12 protein-coding genes and 2 pseudogenes are annotated in these 17,615 nt (G+C 38.1%); 2 read left to right on the top strand and 12 right to left on the bottom strand.

What is annotated here, in order from left to right; all coding sequences use genetic code 11:
* The 4 genes and pseudogenes from BO225_RS04985 to BO225_RS04970 all read right to left on the bottom strand — a co-directional run.
* The gene (locus BO225_RS04985; protein WP_076341171.1) at positions 1-846 is read right to left on the bottom strand and encodes an NAD-dependent epimerase/dehydratase family protein; all 846 of its coding nucleotides are present in this window, start codon (positions 844-846) and stop codon (positions 1-3) included.
* Positions 843-1,433, bottom strand: coding sequence for a sugar transferase (locus BO225_RS04980; protein ID WP_076341170.1), 591 nt, complete (start codon positions 1,431-1,433; stop codon positions 843-845). The genes BO225_RS04985 and BO225_RS04980 overlap by 4 nt, the downstream gene beginning before the upstream one ends.
* Before the next feature lie 158 nt (positions 1,434-1,591).
* The gene (locus tag BO225_RS04975; protein WP_083632092.1) at positions 1,592-3,472 is read right to left on the bottom strand and encodes a polysaccharide biosynthesis protein; all 1,881 of its coding nucleotides are present in this window, start codon (positions 3,470-3,472) and stop codon (positions 1,592-1,594) included.
* Positions 3,473-3,685: 213 nt separating this feature from the next.
* Positions 3,686-3,812: pseudogene (locus BO225_RS04970) on the bottom strand (LysR family transcriptional regulator); the annotation flags it as partial.
* Positions 3,813-3,931: 119 nt separating this feature from the next.
* Here BO225_RS04970 and BO225_RS12700 point away from each other — a divergent pair.
* Positions 3,932-4,972, top strand: a pseudogene (locus BO225_RS12700) (DUF3737 family protein).
* A 110-nt stretch (positions 4,973-5,082) separates the two neighbouring features.
* On the top strand, positions 5,083-6,492 hold the full coding sequence (locus BO225_RS04960; protein WP_076341167.1) for an MATE family efflux transporter: 1,410 nt from the start codon (positions 5,083-5,085) through the stop codon (positions 6,490-6,492).
* Positions 6,493-6,537: 45 nt separating this feature from the next.
* Here the strand turns inward: BO225_RS04960 and BO225_RS04955 are convergent, their stop codons facing one another.
* The 8 genes from BO225_RS04955 to BO225_RS04920 form a co-directional block, all read right to left on the bottom strand.
* The gene (locus BO225_RS04955; protein ID WP_076341166.1) at positions 6,538-8,295 is read right to left on the bottom strand and encodes an LCP family protein; all 1,758 of its coding nucleotides are present in this window, start codon (positions 8,293-8,295) and stop codon (positions 6,538-6,540) included.
* Positions 8,295-10,838 (bottom strand): glycosyltransferase family 2 protein, encoded by a 2,544-nt coding sequence (locus BO225_RS04950; protein WP_076341165.1) that lies wholly within the window; start codon positions 10,836-10,838, stop codon positions 8,295-8,297. The genes BO225_RS04955 and BO225_RS04950 overlap by 1 nt, the downstream gene beginning before the upstream one ends.
* A gap of 14 nt (positions 10,839-10,852) precedes the next feature.
* Entirely contained in the window at positions 10,853-11,641 is a 789-nt protein-coding gene (locus tag BO225_RS04945; protein ID WP_076341164.1) for an ABC transporter permease, read from the bottom strand.
* Positions 11,642-11,652: 11 nt separating this feature from the next.
* Positions 11,653-12,783: an ABC transporter ATP-binding protein gene (locus BO225_RS04940; RefSeq protein ID WP_076341163.1), complete on the bottom strand. Its 1,131-nt coding sequence runs from the start codon at positions 12,781-12,783 to the stop codon at positions 11,653-11,655.
* Positions 12,784-12,840: 57 nt separating this feature from the next.
* On the bottom strand, positions 12,841-14,622 hold the full coding sequence (locus BO225_RS04935; RefSeq protein WP_076341162.1) for an LCP family protein: 1,782 nt from the start codon (positions 14,620-14,622) through the stop codon (positions 12,841-12,843).
* A gap of 159 nt (positions 14,623-14,781) precedes the next feature.
* A complete protein-coding gene (locus BO225_RS12695; protein WP_076341161.1) occupies positions 14,782-15,120 on the bottom strand; it encodes a hypothetical protein in 339 nt (112 codons plus the stop codon).
* A gap of 3 nt (positions 15,121-15,123) precedes the next feature.
* Positions 15,124-16,242 (bottom strand): cell division protein FtsZ, encoded by a 1,119-nt coding sequence (ftsZ, locus tag BO225_RS04925; protein ID WP_076341160.1) that lies wholly within the window; start codon positions 16,240-16,242, stop codon positions 15,124-15,126.
* A 20-nt stretch (positions 16,243-16,262) separates the two neighbouring features.
* Entirely contained in the window at positions 16,263-17,516 is a 1,254-nt protein-coding gene (locus BO225_RS04920) for an acetate and sugar kinases/Hsc70/actin family protein (protein ID WP_076341159.1), read from the bottom strand.
* Positions 17,517-17,615: the final 99 nt, after the last annotated feature.

Raw genomic sequence — 17,615 nt, 5'->3', positions numbered from 1 at the left:
CTAGTCTCCTCCTTCACTGATTACGATCGATTGTTGAAAGGTATAGATTTGATAATCAAAACCAAACGTAGATAGCGAAGGATCGATTACTAAATTACCAAAAAGCTTTTTTATATAAACTTGATTTTTAAACAATTGAATCAGTGGATTCCAAATATTGGAAATCCACATTGGTCGTTGATGGATCTTTGCGATTTCTTTCACTAAATACCTTGTTTCCACTTCTTCTTTATTTTGAGGTAAAAAGAATCCCGAACTAGAATGATCGATCACTCCTTTGATAAATGCTGTAAAGTTGCCAACGAACAACATACTTCTGTGATTCGAAACATTCGGAAATAGGGGAATCTTTTTTGCAAAATTTGAAAGCAGACGATAATTCCCTTTTGAATTGGGACCATAGATCATAGGTGGTCGAACGATGCAGACTCGAAAATTCTCATCATTCAAAGGCCAGATTTTTTCTTCCGCCTTTTTTTTAGAATCTCCATAGAAATTTTCTGGAAGCAAGGGTGTTTTCGAAGTGATCGTCTCGACTTGATTTCCATAAACGATGATCGAAGACATAAATATAAACTGCTTACAACCAGATTCTTTCGCTTTTTGAGCTACTTCATAGGCAAGATCCGTATTGATCTGATAATAGAGCGATCGGTCTTCTTCTTTTGGAGTCGAATGAGCCAGACCCGCAACGTGAAATATCGAATCATAGTTTGAAAAATCAAAATCTTTCCAATTTGTATGAAGATCCAGTTCTTCAACCTCATAATCAGGAAATTGTTCAAGATATTGTTTTACTTGTCCGCCAAGATAGGAATGCTTTCCTGTAATCAAAACACGTTTCATGAATGCTTCCCTTCCTGAACGCCTTCGGAACAAAGCACTGAAAAAACAGTCGCGAAGAGAATACGAACATCTTCTAAGAATGTGATCTTTTGAGCATATTGACCGTCTAGTTTCGCTTTGATCGGGATCTCGAGTTCGTCGCGCCCACTGATTTGCGCTAATCCAGTTAATCCTGGTCGAATCGTAGAAGAACCATTTTCGTCGCGCAGAGCGATCAAATCATATTGATTCCATAAAGCAGGCCGAGGCCCAACGACAGCCATGTCGCCTTTAAGAATGTTAAAAAGCTGAGGCAGCTCATCTAAACTTGTTTTTCTTAAAAAATGACCGATCGGTGTAATAAATGCGTCAGGATTTTCCAAAAGATGGGTCGGCATATCTTTCGGCGTGTCTGTATACATCGTTCTAAATTTATAGATCATGAAATGAGTATCATTTTTTCCAATTCTTTTTTGCTTAAAAAGTACAGGTCCTTTCGATGTGCATTTTATGATAACAGCTAAGATCAGCAGCAAAGGAGATAATACCACAATACCGCAAAAGCTTAAAAAAAGATCGATTCCTCGCTTAAAATACTTTTGATACATAGTCTCTCCTTTCAATTCCGTTCTATTTTAGCATACTCTTTCTTCTAAAAAAAATGATTCCGTCCCGTTTCGGATTTTCGCGATAATTGTTGTAGATCCTGTTTTGTTAACAATATTCAAAAATTAAAAAGAACCGCTTTCGCAGTTCTGAAATATATTTATCGATTCTTTTGATTCCGATACGCAGGATCATCTTTGATCAAATCGAGTAAAACGGACTTGATCGTAGCGATATCGTCCGTATTTTCGATCGTTTTTTTCAATACTTCTAGTTTTTGGTCAATTTCCTGTTGAGGAATTTCTAGACGATCATGAACAAAAATCAATTTATTGTCTGTACGATGACATTGTTCGATCTCCAAAGCGAGTTCTTCAAACATTTTTTCGCCAGGCCTCAAGCCAATCTCTTGGATCGCGATCTCCTCATAAGGCTTAAATCCAGATAATCGTATCATCTTCTCTGCCAGATCCAAGATCTTTACTGGTTTTCCCATATCAAGAACGAAGATTTCTTGTTGGCTGGCATAATAACCAGCTTGCAATACAAGCTGAGCAGCTTCAGGAATTGTCATAAAATAACGCTGAATATTGTAGTCTGTCACTGTGACAGGTCCACCTTGCTTGATTTGTTCTTTAAAAATCGGAATAACAGACCCGTCCGAACCTAGAACATTTCCAAAGCGTACAGCGGCCATCTTGATTTCTCCAGAATGTTCTCTTGACTGCAAGATCAATTCTGTCATCCGCTTTGTCGCCCCCATTACATTGGTTGGATTGACTGCTTTATCGGTTGAAATCATGATCAACCGTTTTACACCGCCTTGAATGCAGGCATCGATCACATTTTTCGTGCCGAAGACATTATTTCTGATTGCTTCCATAGGACGATCCTCCATCAACGGAACATGTTTATGGGCTGCCGCATGAAATAAAACATCAGGATGATATTGCTCCATGAACTTGAACATCTCTTCTCGTTCGCGAATCGAAATGATCAAAGAGATGAGTTCAATATTTGGAGAAATCGATCCATTCCGCATTTTACGCATAAATTCTTGCTTAAGCATGTAAAGCGTATTTTCGTTGATATCGATCATGATCAATTTTTTAGGTTGAAATTGAACGATCTGACGACATAATTCAGATCCGATCGAGCCTCCTGCTCCCGTCACGCAGACTACTTGATCCGATAAATACATTCCAATTTCTTCATTTTTCAGATCGACCGTATGACGATTCAATAGATCTTCAATTTGGATCTCATCCACTCGAATAGGTTCTTTATCGTTTTCTAAAGAAAAGCGCATGATCTTTGTGATACATGGGGTTTCCGCGCACCGTTCAATGATCCTTTGCTTGTTTTCTTTATCGATCTTTGAAATTGCGATAAATATGTTTTTTACATCGTATTTTTCAACAATTTCTTTGACCTCTTCGGTCGTTCCTAACACTTTTTTCCCGCCGACCAGGGTTCCTTTTGGTTTAAAATCATCCAAATAGCCAACGACATTGTATGGATATCGGCTTCCCCGATAAATTTCATTGACCATGATATATCCACCATTGCCCGCTCCGATCACGAGCGCTTTTTCGCTTCGGTCTACATTGAGTAGATATTGATGCAGATATCGATAGCCTAAACGAACGCCTAGCTGCAACAAAAAGGCGATCACTTCCGAAATAATGATCAAAGATGGATGAAATAAATGCATCGTTTGCGTGAAGATCAGCATAATTACAGTACAAGTCAGCGAACTAAGTCCAGTCCGAACGATATCTTGAGGTCCTGTATAGGTCCATAATGCTTTTTGAGTACTAAAAACCAACCCAACAACGAGATGCAAAAGAAGCAAAAAAAGCATTCCATAAAGGATCAAATGCGTAATATGCAAAATCTTTCCATCCAGAAAGAAATTGTTATCCATGAAAAATGTAAATACATAACTTGCGAAAACGATCAAAAGATCGATCACAACGATCAAAACACTACGATAATTTTGATACAATCTAGTTTGATATAAAGTTTCCATATTTCTCATTATACACATCCCTTACGATTTCGTAAAATAGGATTGTGTATCGAATATTTTTATGTAAACTGAAAACTTAAATTCCAATCCAGACCATCAAAATCGGAATTTAGTCATTCAAAAATTCCAATTCGAATTTACTCGTACATTTCCTTCTATTTCCGTGTATCCTTTATTTGGAACGTCTTCTTTTGCTCCCCCTTTCAAAGAGCTTTTTCCTTATTCAGCTTCTAAATCGCTCATTTGCTTAGAAAGCGAAGGTTGTGTGATATGGATCCTTTGAGCAGCTCTCGTAATATTTTCTTCTGGTACCACGGCTAAAAAAATAACGCATTGTTCGAATATCCATTAAAAATACCCCTCTTCCATTATAAAAAATCCTATTCATTATTCCTATAGTAGTTATAGAAAACCAGTATTGGAAATATAGAAATAACTTGAATATCGCATCTATAGAAGGAAAGAAAAATGGATCAAAGATACGTCTGTGATTGTTTAAAAAATTGCGGATGTTCGCATGAAGATATTGAAAAATACCAAAATCATAGACAACCAAATCGATATTTAACGAACTTAGACGAAAACAGCTTGATGAAGTTCACAAACAACAAGACAAGTTGGCTATACTTGACCAACTGTGCTATGAAATCAAAGAGGAGACAAAACATGGAAATTATAAAAATTAAACAATTTGATGAAGAACGCGCACTATATAATTCGAAAAACGTTACAATTGATCACTGTCTTTTTGCTGGAATACGAGATGGAGAATCGGTCTTGAAGGAATCAAGGAATATTGAAGTCTTCGATTCTTCTTTTTCGCTTCGCTATCCTTTATGCCATGTCGATACTTTTGTTTTAAAAGATTCTTCTTTCGATGAGAAAACAAGAGCGGCAATTTGGTATTCAAAGTTTGGAAAAATCGATCAAACAAAACTATTTGATATCAAAGCGATTCGTGAATGTCAAAATATTCAAATCAAAAATAGCCAAATCCGATCGAAAAAGTTTGGATGGAAATCAAAAGATATAGAGCTCATCGACTCTTCGATCGAAAGTTAATATCTATTTCTAGACTCGAAAGATGTGTTTGTAAAAAACATTCAAATGAAAGGAAAGTATTCCTTCCAATATATGGAAAACCTCTTGATTGAAAATTCCATACTAGACACAAAGGACGCATTTTGGCATTCAAAAAACGTGATTGTTAAAGACTCGACGATCAAAGGTGAATATTTAGCTTATTTTTCTGAAAACCTCACCTTGATCAACTGTAAGATCATAGGTACACAACCACTTTGTTATTGCGAGAATTTGAAATTGATCGACTACGAAATGATCGATACCGATCTTGCGTTCGAATACTCTCAAGTCGAAGCGACCATTAAAGGAATCATCAAATCCGTCAAGAATCCAAAAAGTGGTTTTATCAAAGCTGATTCGATTGGACACATTATTAAAGAAAATTCGATCATGGAAGACACTTGTAAAATTGAAACAAAATTTTAGATCCACTTCTCTTATTACTCGAGCATTTTGAAACACTGTTCCATTCTTTGAGAAATGTTCTTTTTTGTCTTGAATTTCCTTTATACTTACATTAAGGAGGGTTTTTGAGTATGGATCAACAAAAGTCTACGATGTTGTATGGATCGTTGTGGAAAAATGTCTTTTTATTTGCGATCCCTTTAGCGTTTACAGGAATTCTTCAGCAGTTGTTCAATGCGGCAGATATCGCGATCGTCGGTCAATTTACCCAAGAAAGAGGAGCGGCTGCCATGGCCGCTGTGGGCGCGAACGCTCCAATCGTCGCCCTATTGCTCAACTTCTTTGTTGGAATCTCTTTAGGAAGCAATGTTGTGATCGCCAATGCGATCGGATCGAATCAAAATGGAACGATTCATAGCGCGATCGGAACTTCTATTTTGATCGCCTTGGCTGGAGGGATATTGCTCGCGATCGGCGGACAATGGATCGTCGATCCCCTATTAGCGTCTTTAAGCGTGCCTTCTGAAGTCATGAATATGGCGACCATCTATTTGCGTATCTATTTGATCGGAATGCCCGTGATCCTGCTTTATAATTTTGAAGCCGCTATCTTAAGAGGAGCAGGCGATACGAAAACTCCTCTATTCGTTTTGTCTATTTCTGGTGTTCTGAATGTAATCTTGAATTTAGTATTTGTTATTGGATTTAAGCTGGATGTAGAAGGGGTCGCGATCGCGACAGTTGTCTCAAACGCAATGAGTTCGACCATTTTATTGATCAAGCTTATTCGTTCAAAAACAATCATTCATCTAGATTTAAGACATTTGGATTTTAATCGATACGTCCTCGTTCGGATCTTGAGGATCGGGATCCCTGCTGGTATCCAAAGTTCAGTTTTTTCGATCGCGAACGTGATCGTTCAAGGAGCGACAAATTCTCTTGGCACTTTAGTTATGGCAGCCAGCAGTGCCGCTATGAATATTGAAATTTTCGCATTCAATGTCTTAGCTTCCTTTGGACAAGCGTGCACGACTTTTGTGGGTCAAAACTATGGCGCACATCAAATTGCCCGATGCAAACAAATACTTAAAGTATGTTTAACAGAAAGCGCGATGCTCACTTTTGCTTCCATTGTTTTAATTCTTTGTTTTGGAAAAAACTTGCTTTCGATCTTCAATGGCGATCCCGATGTAATCAATCTAGGCTATATGCGAATGATGATCATTTTCCCCGCCTATGCTTTTTCTCTTACGTATGACGTGATTTCTGGTTATTTACGTGGTTTTGGCATCTCGCTTCTTCCTGCATTTTTAACAAGTTTGTCGATTTGTGGATCTCGAATCAGCTGGGTAGCCTTTGTATTTCCAAACTTTCCAAGCTTTCAAACGATCATGATGATCTTTCCTATCTCATTAGGTCTTGCAGCCTTAAGTTTGATCGTTGCTTTATTCATAAAGCGTCCTGCTTCAAAGATCTTGCAGAAAGAAAAGGAAAGTCAAGAACTCGAAGTAAAAAACAAACCAGAACTTGCCTTAGAATAAAAAAGAAAGTCATGACTTCATCTAGAAAATGAAATCATGACTTTTTTATTCAGAAGGCATTTCTTCTCCTCCTGGGAGTGGTTCTTCTTCTGGTTGGGTTACTGGCTCATCTATAGGCTGATCGTAATACGATGGATCGTAATACGTATTGTTTTCTGTATAATCTGGATAACTTTGAATACCTGAGTATGGATCATAATAATCTTCTTGGAGTCCATCGCTTGAGCTAGAAGAAGGAACATAACCCTCATTCGAAGTAAAATCCGAGACTGGTTCGGTGATTGAATCGGCTGATTTGCCATGCAGGACCGCTTCGATCTTGTCGTGTGCCATCGTGATCGATGTAGGATCTACAAGCGTTACATACGCGGTTGATCCTAATTCTGGAGAAAATAATTGATCGCCTTCTCCTGTTAATTGGTAGCTTTCAAATTTCCATTGCGGATTTTCTTGGATCTGATATTTGATCAAAGACGTAATTTCATCTTTGGAAAGGGTCGTATCGAACGCGCCTTGGAATGCGTCGAGTAGACTCGCGTAATTCGTGATGATTTCAGGAGATGTCGCTTTTGCGATGATCGCTTTCAAAACCGTTTGCTGGTTTCGAACCCGTTGATTATCTCCATCAATGTAGGCATATCTTTCTCTTGCGAACGCTAGGGCACGCTCTCCTTCTAAATGGTTCATTCCTTCTTTGACACCTTCAAGTGTATGGTTGGCATAGAATGTTTCCACAGCCATTCCTTCTGGAATTTCTACGTCGATTCCTCCGATCGCATCCACAATATCCATGACGGAAGAAAAGTTCGCTCTAAATGTATAGTTGATCGTTATACCTAGCAATTTTTCGACAGTCTGCTTTGTCGTGTTGATACCATACATTCCTGTGTGTGTGATCTTGTCTTTTTGTCCTAGAGCACAGGCATCTTGTTCATTACAATACACATCTACATAAGAATCTCGCGGAATACTTGTTAGTAAAACTGTTTTAGTCGTTGGATTTACTGTAACAACCATATTGACATCCGAACGAGAAAGTTCTCCTACATCTCCATAAGTGTCGTTTCCGGAAATGAGGATATTGAACGGATTCTTTGTGATTTCTTGTACTTTGATCGGAGAGTTGTCCACTTTGGTCACATACGTGATTTGATAAATAGAACGAGTTTCATTCGCGAAGTTCGCGTATTGTTCAATTTCAGCAACATTCGCTTTATATCGATCATTCAAGATGATTGCTTGCACTTCATTATCATAAAGAGCTTTTACTTCACTTTCCACGCTATCAAAATCAACGAGCTTGAATGGTAAAAGCGTTTCGGTATCGACACCATATTGCTTCGTTAGATCAGATAACATCTTAGTTGTTCCCAAAGAATCGATTGATTTTAATCTTCCTACTTGAATGTCGGCGAGATCATGAATTGAAGAGTATGTACTATCGGCCTTGACCAATAAAGAAACCGTATTTGTCACTTTGGTTGCTTGATGCGTGATCGTTGTCAAAGTATCGTGCGTTTTATTCAAATATAAATCACCAACTGAAAAAATGATGAGACAACCAATATTCAAAACACTCAATAAGATCTTTGAAAAAAGCGAATGCTGAAAATGATTCCAGCAAATCACTAAGATCAGTACAAACAAAACGATTGCACAGCTGATCGGGATCACTAGCTGAGGTGGAAGGGCTTGTAGTGAATAAAATTGATATAAAAAGAAACCTGTCACACCGACTAAAGCAATAGAAAATACAATGACTAAAGCTTTATAGATCTTAGAAGTTTTCGTTGTTTCATTCATCAATGATCCCCACCTTGTTCTTTCCTATTCGCGTAAAACTCATCCGGCGATTTTAAATAATAACCACCCGGATATCGTAAAGAAAAATTAGGATTATAATATGGATCTCCATTTTTTAAAATATCTTTCCATTTTGTTTCAAATCGTTCAATCTCTCCATTGAAACGTTCAATTTTTTCAGGTGTATCTTCTAAACCTCTTGACTTTGATTCAAAATGATAAAATAAAGCATGAGGATCAAAAATAATCGAATAATTCTTCTTTCTTATTTTCATGCAGAGATCAATATCATTAAATGCGACTTTAAAGTCTGTATCCAGCTTTCCAACTTCTTCAAAAACACTTCGTTTTATCATCATGCACGCCGCTGTTACAGCACTAACTTCGCTAGCAGTAAAAGCCATATTGAAATAGCCCCCATTTTCGCGATTCAAATTAACAAAAGCATGATTTGCGATTCCGCCTAATCCCATGATCACTCCAGCATGTTGAATCGTATCATCAGGATATAAAAGTTTAGCGCCAACAGCTCCAACTTCATCTAGCTGACAATAACCAAGCATACTTTTCAAACTATTTGGCTCGATCATTTCTGTATCGTTATTTAAAAGAAGAATATAATCTCCTTTAGAAAACTCAAATCCAAAATTATTGATCGCAGAATAATTAAACTCATCTTTCCAATAAACAACTTTTACATTTGGGTATTTATTTTCGATTTCTTTATAATAATCAAAAGTGGACTCATCCGTACTATTGTTTTCCACAATGATCATTTCAAAATTTCTATAAGAAGATTTTTCCTGAATCGATTCGATTGCACGGTCCAAATCATCAATATGATCTTTATTAGGAATAATAATAGAAACTAGTGGATTTCCTACAATCTCATAATGGACATTATAGATTCCTAGTGATTTACCCATTTCAACCGTTGCTTGTAATCTCAAGCGCATCAAATGATCTTCAAGAGCCCTTTTTCCCGCCGTAAAAGCATATAGTTTACTTTCAGGATTAGCCGCTGTAGAAGCTTGATGCATTCTCCAATGATATAGAATTTTTGGGATATGATAGATCTCTTCCGGTTTTAGAACTTCGCTAGCTCTCAAAACAAAATCATAATCTTGAGCCCCATCATACTCTGACTTAAATGCTCCAATTCTCGATATCAATGATTTAGAAACAACTAAAAAATGACAAATATAATTCTGCGTTCTAAGAAGCGTTAGATTGAAATCTGGTTTAAACCTTGGATCTTTGTAAATTCCGATTTCGCTAATTAATTTATCTTCATCTGAATACACAAATTTCACATTTTTATTTTGAAGGACTTTAACATTTTCAAAAAGAGCATCCGGTGTCAATAAATCATCATGGTCAAAAAATGCAATATATTCTCCAGTGCATAGTTCCAAAGCCGCATTCATATTTCCTGCAATTCCTAAATTGGAATGTAAACGTTTAAACTTGATTCTTTGATCATCATAATGAGAACGAAAATACTCTTCTACTTGATTATTTGAACTTCCATCCGCTATGCATAATTCCCAATTAGAATACGTTTGGTTAATGACAGAATCAATCATAGCTTTCAAAAAGCTCGGATCCGTATTATAAGTAGCTACAATCAGACTGATTTTTGGCGCAAACTCAAAATGATATTTTTTTTGGGATTCAAGTACTTTAGAAGTAGGTGCCATTGTATTGAACCATTCATGGTATTCATCATAAGATAATGGTCCATTTGGATCACTTAATTGAGATGGCCCTTTTTTCAATCGCTCAAGAAACCGATCAAATCCCTCTCTGGTTAAATAATTGAATGCGTTTTGAATACGTTTAGGATTGGCTGCCCTAATATAAGATTTTGCAAGAGAGAAGACACTTTTACTCTCTATGATCGGAATAATTAATTCATCATTTTGATAAATAAATTTTAAAGAGTACGCTTCTTTTGGATCTACAGAAGTAAATATCACCTGAAAGCCGATGAGTTTATCGTTCGAATCTAATTGATAAAGTTCAACGACATCACTCCGTCGTACAGGAACATATGTGTATTCAACGCTTCTTCCAGCTTTATTCAACAATTCTATTGTTACATGTTCCAAAGTAGGAACATATACGAAACCAGAAACAACGATTTGCCCATGATTGTTTTTAATATCATCTATTGAATAATGAAAAACTTGACGATTATGATACTTATGAAGAAGATTATGAGATAAACTATAAATCGTTTCAGATGTATTTTTAGAATACGCAATAACATCAACCTTTTTTAAAAATTGAATATGTTCCAATGGTACAGTTATGACAAACCCTATTTTTTCAAAAGAATCATGAAATTGATATAAGCCTAATACATCTGGTCTATGGATCGATGTTATCTCAAAATCGATTGGTTCTTTATTCACAAGGATAGATAGTTCTGCCACCTTTCCTTCATCGAAAAAACACCAACCAGTTAAACGGATATTTTTTTCAAATTGATTATCGTTATATTCAATAGAATCAATACAAGATTTAAAAATATTACTCATCCACTTCTCCTTGCCTATAATTGTTCCGCAAAGCCTTTCTCCAATTTCTTGAAGACTTCATAACCTAAAACGACTAGCACGAGTGCTAAAAGAAATACAATCCCTAAATCTTGCCAATTGACCCAACGATGATACATGAAAACATCTCGATAAGCCGTGATCAAGATCGTCATAGGATTCCATTCGATCAATTTATATAAAAATCCAGCCGAGTCAAATTGTTTAAGTTGATAAATGATCGGAGATCCATACATCAACATATTCAAAAGGAATTGAACGATATTTTCAACATCCTGCACATACACATTTATAGCACTTAAAATAAAAACCAAACCTAAAGCCAAAAGAGCTTCAATGCAAGCTATAACTGGAACTAAAATGATATGATAAGAAATGCCGACACCACTTCCTAATAAAAAAACAAGAATGATGATACAAGAAATAAAAAAATTGACCAAACCACTCGCCACCATTGAAATAGGAAGGATTTCTCTTGGAAAATAAACTTTATTAATAATTCCCGCATTCGATTTTATGCACACTGTTCCTTGAGAAACTACAGTCATAAAAAAGGTCCATGGAATAAGCCCAGTAATCAAATAGATCAAATAGTTTTCACCTTCCATGGCAGCTCTTCCCATTAAGTATGGAAATACGATCCAGTAAACCACTACTTGCAGCAATGGATTGATAAATGACCAGAGAATCCCTAGAAAAGATCCTTTATATCGGCCGCGGATATCTTTTTTAATATTTGTTTTCAATAATTCACGATATTGATACAAATCTTTAAATAATTTCAAGAGATTCCCTCCTATTCTATTGTGAATTCACTTTCTTTTTCTTCAATAATATTCGATTCTTTATCGACCAATTGTGCTTTTATTATATGTTTCCCCAAAGAAAGTTCAGAGTATGGCATTTCAAAAGACCATCCAATAGTATCTTTATTTAAAAAACCGGCATAATCTTCTGCATACGCATTATAAACATCCGGTCGAGGATTATGCGAGTAATTTTCGACTGGTTCATTATCTAAAAAAATCTTTAAACGAATATCATACCCATTATGGATCGACCATCCATGAAAGGCCAAATTCCCCTCAACCTTAAACAATTTTGAGAAATTTTTAGGAGAATCAATATAGATAACTCCTTTTATTTTATGGCGACCTTCTAAAATCGCGGTTTTTATATCGTATTGATGATCGAGTTCAACTTGCTTTAAATATTCATCGATGACATACGTTGGATCTCCATCTAAACGAAATTCTCCTTTATAGATCCATATTGCTCGATCACAAAGCTTCTTTACAACATCGAGCGAATGCGTAACGATCACGATCGTTTTATCGCTATTTTTTAATTCTTCTAATTTGGCAAAACATTTATCCTGAAAATGCTGATCCCCCACTGCGAGAATCTCGTCGATCAAAAGAATCTCCGCATCCACATTGATCGCGACCGAAAAAGCTAAACGCATATACATACCCGACGAATACGTTCTAATTGGATTGTCGATATTCTCACCCAATTCAGAAAACTCGATAATATCATTGATTCTTTTATCGATTTCTTGATGCGTCAAGCCAAAGATGGAAGCGTTGAAGTAAATATTCTCTCGTCCCGTAAAATCAGGATGAAAACCCGCCCCAAGCTCTAAAAGCGAAGTCAATTTCCCATCCGTTTCTAAAGTCCCTTTATTTGGATAAATGATCTTGGTCATTAACTTTAATAAAGTCGATTTTCCACTTCCATTCGTACCAATCAAAGCCACAGTTTCGCCCTTTTTAATATCAAGACTAATATCCTTCAAAACTTCTTTGACATCTTTGTTTCCTCTTTTCCAAAAGATCAAACGTTCTTTTAACGTATTGGCTTTATCATATTCAACGGTAAAGTGTTTATACATATTCCGAACTTCGATCGCATTTTCTTTATTCATATCTCACCTCACACGACTCTTTCTCTTTGAAAAAGAGTGTATCTCGTACACTCTTTTTTACTCTCCATACGAAGGATACTGTTGAGATTCACTATCCAAAGACCAATTCGGATTATAAGCCTCTTCTTCATTAGAACTGTTATATTGTAAAGGATCTTCATTTTCGTAAGCTGACAGCCCCTCGTCGATCTGTTCATCATACGTCGGTGCATTCTCATAAACTGGATATGGATCCTCGAAATCCTCTTCCTGATTGATTTCCTCGTCTTGCTCCGATGTATCTTCTTGGCTAAAAGCTCCTGCAGGCGCTAACTCTTGCTCGTCTTTGATCGAATCTGCCGACTTTCCATTCAATACAGCCTGTAGTTTTTGACGGGCGATCTCGACTGAGTACTCATCCGGCATTGTAACATACGCATAGTCTCCTAGCTCCGCACAATATTCCGTACTGCCTTCTCCGCGCAGCGAATAACTCTCAAACTTCCAGTGTGGATTCCGAGCTAACTGAAAACGCATCAGATCCTTGATCTGGCTTGCAGGCATATCGGTTTCGAAGGCGCCACCGATCGCATCGACAAACTTCCCATAATTCATCAAGATCGCAGGAGAAGTGATCTTATCGATGATCGCTCTAAGCACGGTTTGCTGGTTTCGCACGCGCTGGGTATCCCCATCTACATACGCATGCCTTTCTCGAGCAAACGCTAAAGCCCGCTCCCCTTCCAAATGATTTCTTCCCTCTTTCACACCTTCCAATGTCTCATTGGCATAAAAGGTCTTGACGGCCATACCTTCTGGAACATCGATATCGATCCCACCTAAAGCGTCGACAAGATTAACAAGCGAAGAAAAATTTACTCGAACCGTATAGTTGATATTGATTCCTAGCGCCTTCTCTAAAGTAGCTTCTGTCGTCTCCACCCCACGAATTCCAGTATGGGTCAATTTATCCATTTGACCAGCTAGACAGCCATTTTGATTTGGACAATCCACCTCTAAATAATAATCGCGAGGAATGCTTGTCATTAAGATGACCCCCGTTTTTGGATTGACCGTCACGATCATATTGACATCGCTTCTTGAATTTTCCGATAAAGAACCATATGTATCATTGCCGCTGATGAGCACTGAAAAAGGCTGCTGGGTCACATTGACTTGATCTTTAGAATCCTCGACTTGATGTGTACGATCAGTATAATAGATCAATTGATCCACCGTTTTCGTATCTGTTGTAATAAATGTAAACGGCTCAGTATCATGGACCAAACCAAGATAGGCGTCATTCAAGATCATAGCGTCGATCTGCCCATCATACAAAGCAGCCGTCATTGACGTTAGACTATCAAAATCTTCCTGCTCAACAGAAACTCCTTTATCCTGAAGGGAATCAAGCATTTTTTGCGTTCCTGTCTGATCTTGAGAAAGACAAACACCAACCTTGACTCCATTGAGCTGATCTGCGTCTTTGATCGATGAATTCTTCATCACTCGAACTGATATCGTATTCGTTATCTTTGTCGCAAGATCATCGATTCGAGCGAACAATTCATCCGTCTTATAAATATAATAATTTCCAACACTATAAACGATCGTCAAAAGGACGGTCATAAATGTAGTGAATCTTCGGATCCAAACTCGATGTGTTTTTGTATAGCTGCAAATCAATAAAATAAGGGTCAACACAACAATTACGATCAAGATCGGCAGCAAATATTGAACCGGCAAAATATTCAGACGATAGATCTGAAAAGCCAACACTAAAGAAAGAACAAATAGAATCGGTGAAAGCAATTTAGAAAGAATTCCTTTTCTCACTTTTCTCTTTTGTTTTTGTTTCATAGTAAAGACGTCCCTTTCAACTTTAAAAGTTTATCATATAAGACTTTCAGTATTGAGGAATTCGATAATTTCACATATTCACTTGATGAAATATCTATAAATACAGAAAAAGGGAGAATAATAGAATTCTTATTCTCCCTTTTCGCTCACTTCTATAAATCATTTTCCTGAATATTTCGCATTAAATTTATCAATCGAACAATTGATCTGCTCTGCCAAAACGGAAATCGTATCCGATTCTTCCAAGGAAAATAGCTGAAAGTAGTATCGTTTCCAAGCTTGCGTCTTTGTATCAAACACAATCAATGTATCCTTAATCGGTTGAAATACAAAGTTTTGGATAGAAAGATCCTTCTGAATAAAGATCTCGATATCTAAAGGATTTTCAATATCCTTATATAAACTGGAAACGACAGCACATCCGATGTTGTGTTCTTGAACAAAAGCCTGAATATAAGGTGTGTTCAATAACGCAGCATCAAATAGAGCGACTTTCATTTTTTAACGATTGAAGAAAAAGTTCGGAATTTGATCGTCCTGATTTGGTTCTTCAACAGCCGTTGTCACAACGCCTGGATTGACAGTCGTCTGGATCGTCGGTTGAGTAAATAGTGCTTGGTTGCTTTGCGCAAGCTGCACTTGCGGATTTTCATTTCTTTTCTTTCTTGTGTTATTTTTTACTGGTTCTTCAAATCCAGTCGCGATTACCGTAACGATCACCGCATCGCCGAGCTGCTCATTGATCGCAATACCGAAAATGCAGTCCACATCGCCACCAGCCGCATCTTGGATTACAGCCACTGCGTTTTGCGCATCATAAAGCGAAACTTTATCGCCACCTGTAATATTGATGATCGCTGATTTTGCGCCACTGATCTGCGCTTCGAGAAGAGGAGATTGGATCGCCTTTTCAGCCGCAACCACTGCCTTGTCTTCTCCTTCAGCCATACCAATACCAATCAAAGCGCGACCTTGATTCTGCATCACGCTTCTTACATCCGCAAAGTCAAGATTGATCAGCGCAGGGACAGCAATAAGATCGGAAATCGTCTGAACACCTTGACGAAGCACGTTATCCGCTGCTTGGAACGCTTCTTCGATTGGTTTTCTTCCGATCACTTCAAGAAGGTTATCATTTGAAACGATGATCAAAGAATCTACATACTTTTTAAGTTCATCGATCCCTTCTGCAGCATTGTTGGCTCTTCTTCTTCCTTCAAATGTGAAAGGACGAGTTACGACCGCAACGGTCAAAGCCCCTTCTTCTTTTGCGATCTTCGCAACAAGAGGAGCCGCGCCAGTTCCTGTTCCACCGCCCATTCCTGCTGTGATGAAGACCATATCGGCTCCATTGACAGCGTCACGGATCTCGTTTTCGGACTCTTCTGCCGCTTTACGTCCATATTCTGGATTTCCGCCGGCGCCAAGTCCCTTAGTCGTTTCTTTACCTAAAACGATCTTGTTTTCGGCAGGCGAGTTTTTCATCACTTGTACATCGGTATTGCAGATGAAGAAATCGACTCCTTTTACTCCATCGGCAACCATACGGTTCACGGCATTGCTTCCGCCGCCTCCCACACCGAAGACTTTAATATTCGCTACTTGATTAAATTCTGGCATATTCTCAGTTCCTCCTGTTACTAATCTTTATCCGACAAAATGACACTTTTCATTTTTCGAGTGAAGCCGCCATCGCCATCTTTTGCTTTTTGGTTGATGGAATCGATGCTCGCCTCCAATTCGTTGTTGTTGACAGAGATCCGATCGTCCTGACGGATCCGATTCGTATCCTGCCATACATAGGCTGCGCCAAGATCTGCGATCAAAGCACCATCTCGAGCGCCGATCGTTGAAGGTTCATAAACGATCGCTTCCGCGTTGAAACTCGTTTCCATATCCTTCAATACAGGAATGTTGCTTCCCTTTCCTGTTAGCACATACCGCGTTTTACCGTTTCGAACGATCGGATCGCAAGCTGTATTGATCTCTACGATCCACTCTTTCAATCGTGGCAAAACAACTTCCGCTAGCTCTTTCGCGCTGATCTCAACACGATTCTCTTCTTTCTGCTCGATATATACGATCACGTCGCTGTTTTCTTCTTCTTTTCCTGAGAAAACATTTTGCAGCAGCCGATAACATATCTCGCTAGAAAGTCGATACTTCTCCTTCAAAGGCTCGATCAGCCAGCCAAATCCTTTCTCAAGATCAGCGACGGACATCAGTTTTTGATCCATGAATAAAGCGAGTTCTGTATGGCTTTCTTCAATACTTAACTGAATGATCGACCGATCGATACTTTGTTGTAAGGCCGCTGTTTCTTCACCCATGGCGAATACATCCAAACAAATATCCAGGATTTCCAGATTGGCTTGCTCGATGCACCGCGCAAACGTGAAGATCGTTTCTTTGCTGGCATACAACAAATCTACATACATATAAAAATCATTGCACTCTTCACCTTTTGGAAGCTTGCTTGTCTCGCTTCCATTGATCAAGTACGTGATTTTATTTGGATTCACATACTCCACGTCATCTCCCATCTTCTTTTGGATCGCTTTTTGATATCCTTGCTGAATATGGAATTGACGAACCGTCCTTGTTCCATCCTCGATCTGAACATGAACTTTTTGGCTGCTGTGTTTGACATTGACAGCTGGGATCAAGAGAATGACCCGCTCAATGCGATATCCAAGAGCCGCCTGTGCACTTTTCGTGGCTTCGCGGATCGCCGTTACGACACTTGCTTCATCGACGATCGAATTGCCCTGTATGCCGGAACAAGCAACACGCTCGACTCTCAAAATGTTCGATCGGGATTCAAATATTTCCATAACGACCAAACGGACCTCTTGATCTGCCAGCTCGATCGCCGCATATACTTTTTTACTCATTCGACATCTCCTTCAAGCACTTCGGCTCTATTATACATGATTCAAATTGTATTTTTAAAGGTGAAATTAACAATTCGGACATTCTCTAACAACATACTA

Source organism: Dubosiella newyorkensis (assembly GCF_001945605.1).
In the GTDB taxonomy this organism is placed as follows: domain Bacteria; phylum Bacillota_I; class Bacilli_A; order Erysipelotrichales; family Erysipelotrichaceae; genus Dubosiella; species Dubosiella newyorkensis.
Note: the sequence above shows the minus strand (reverse complement) of the source record. Positions and strands in the feature narration are given on the sequence as shown.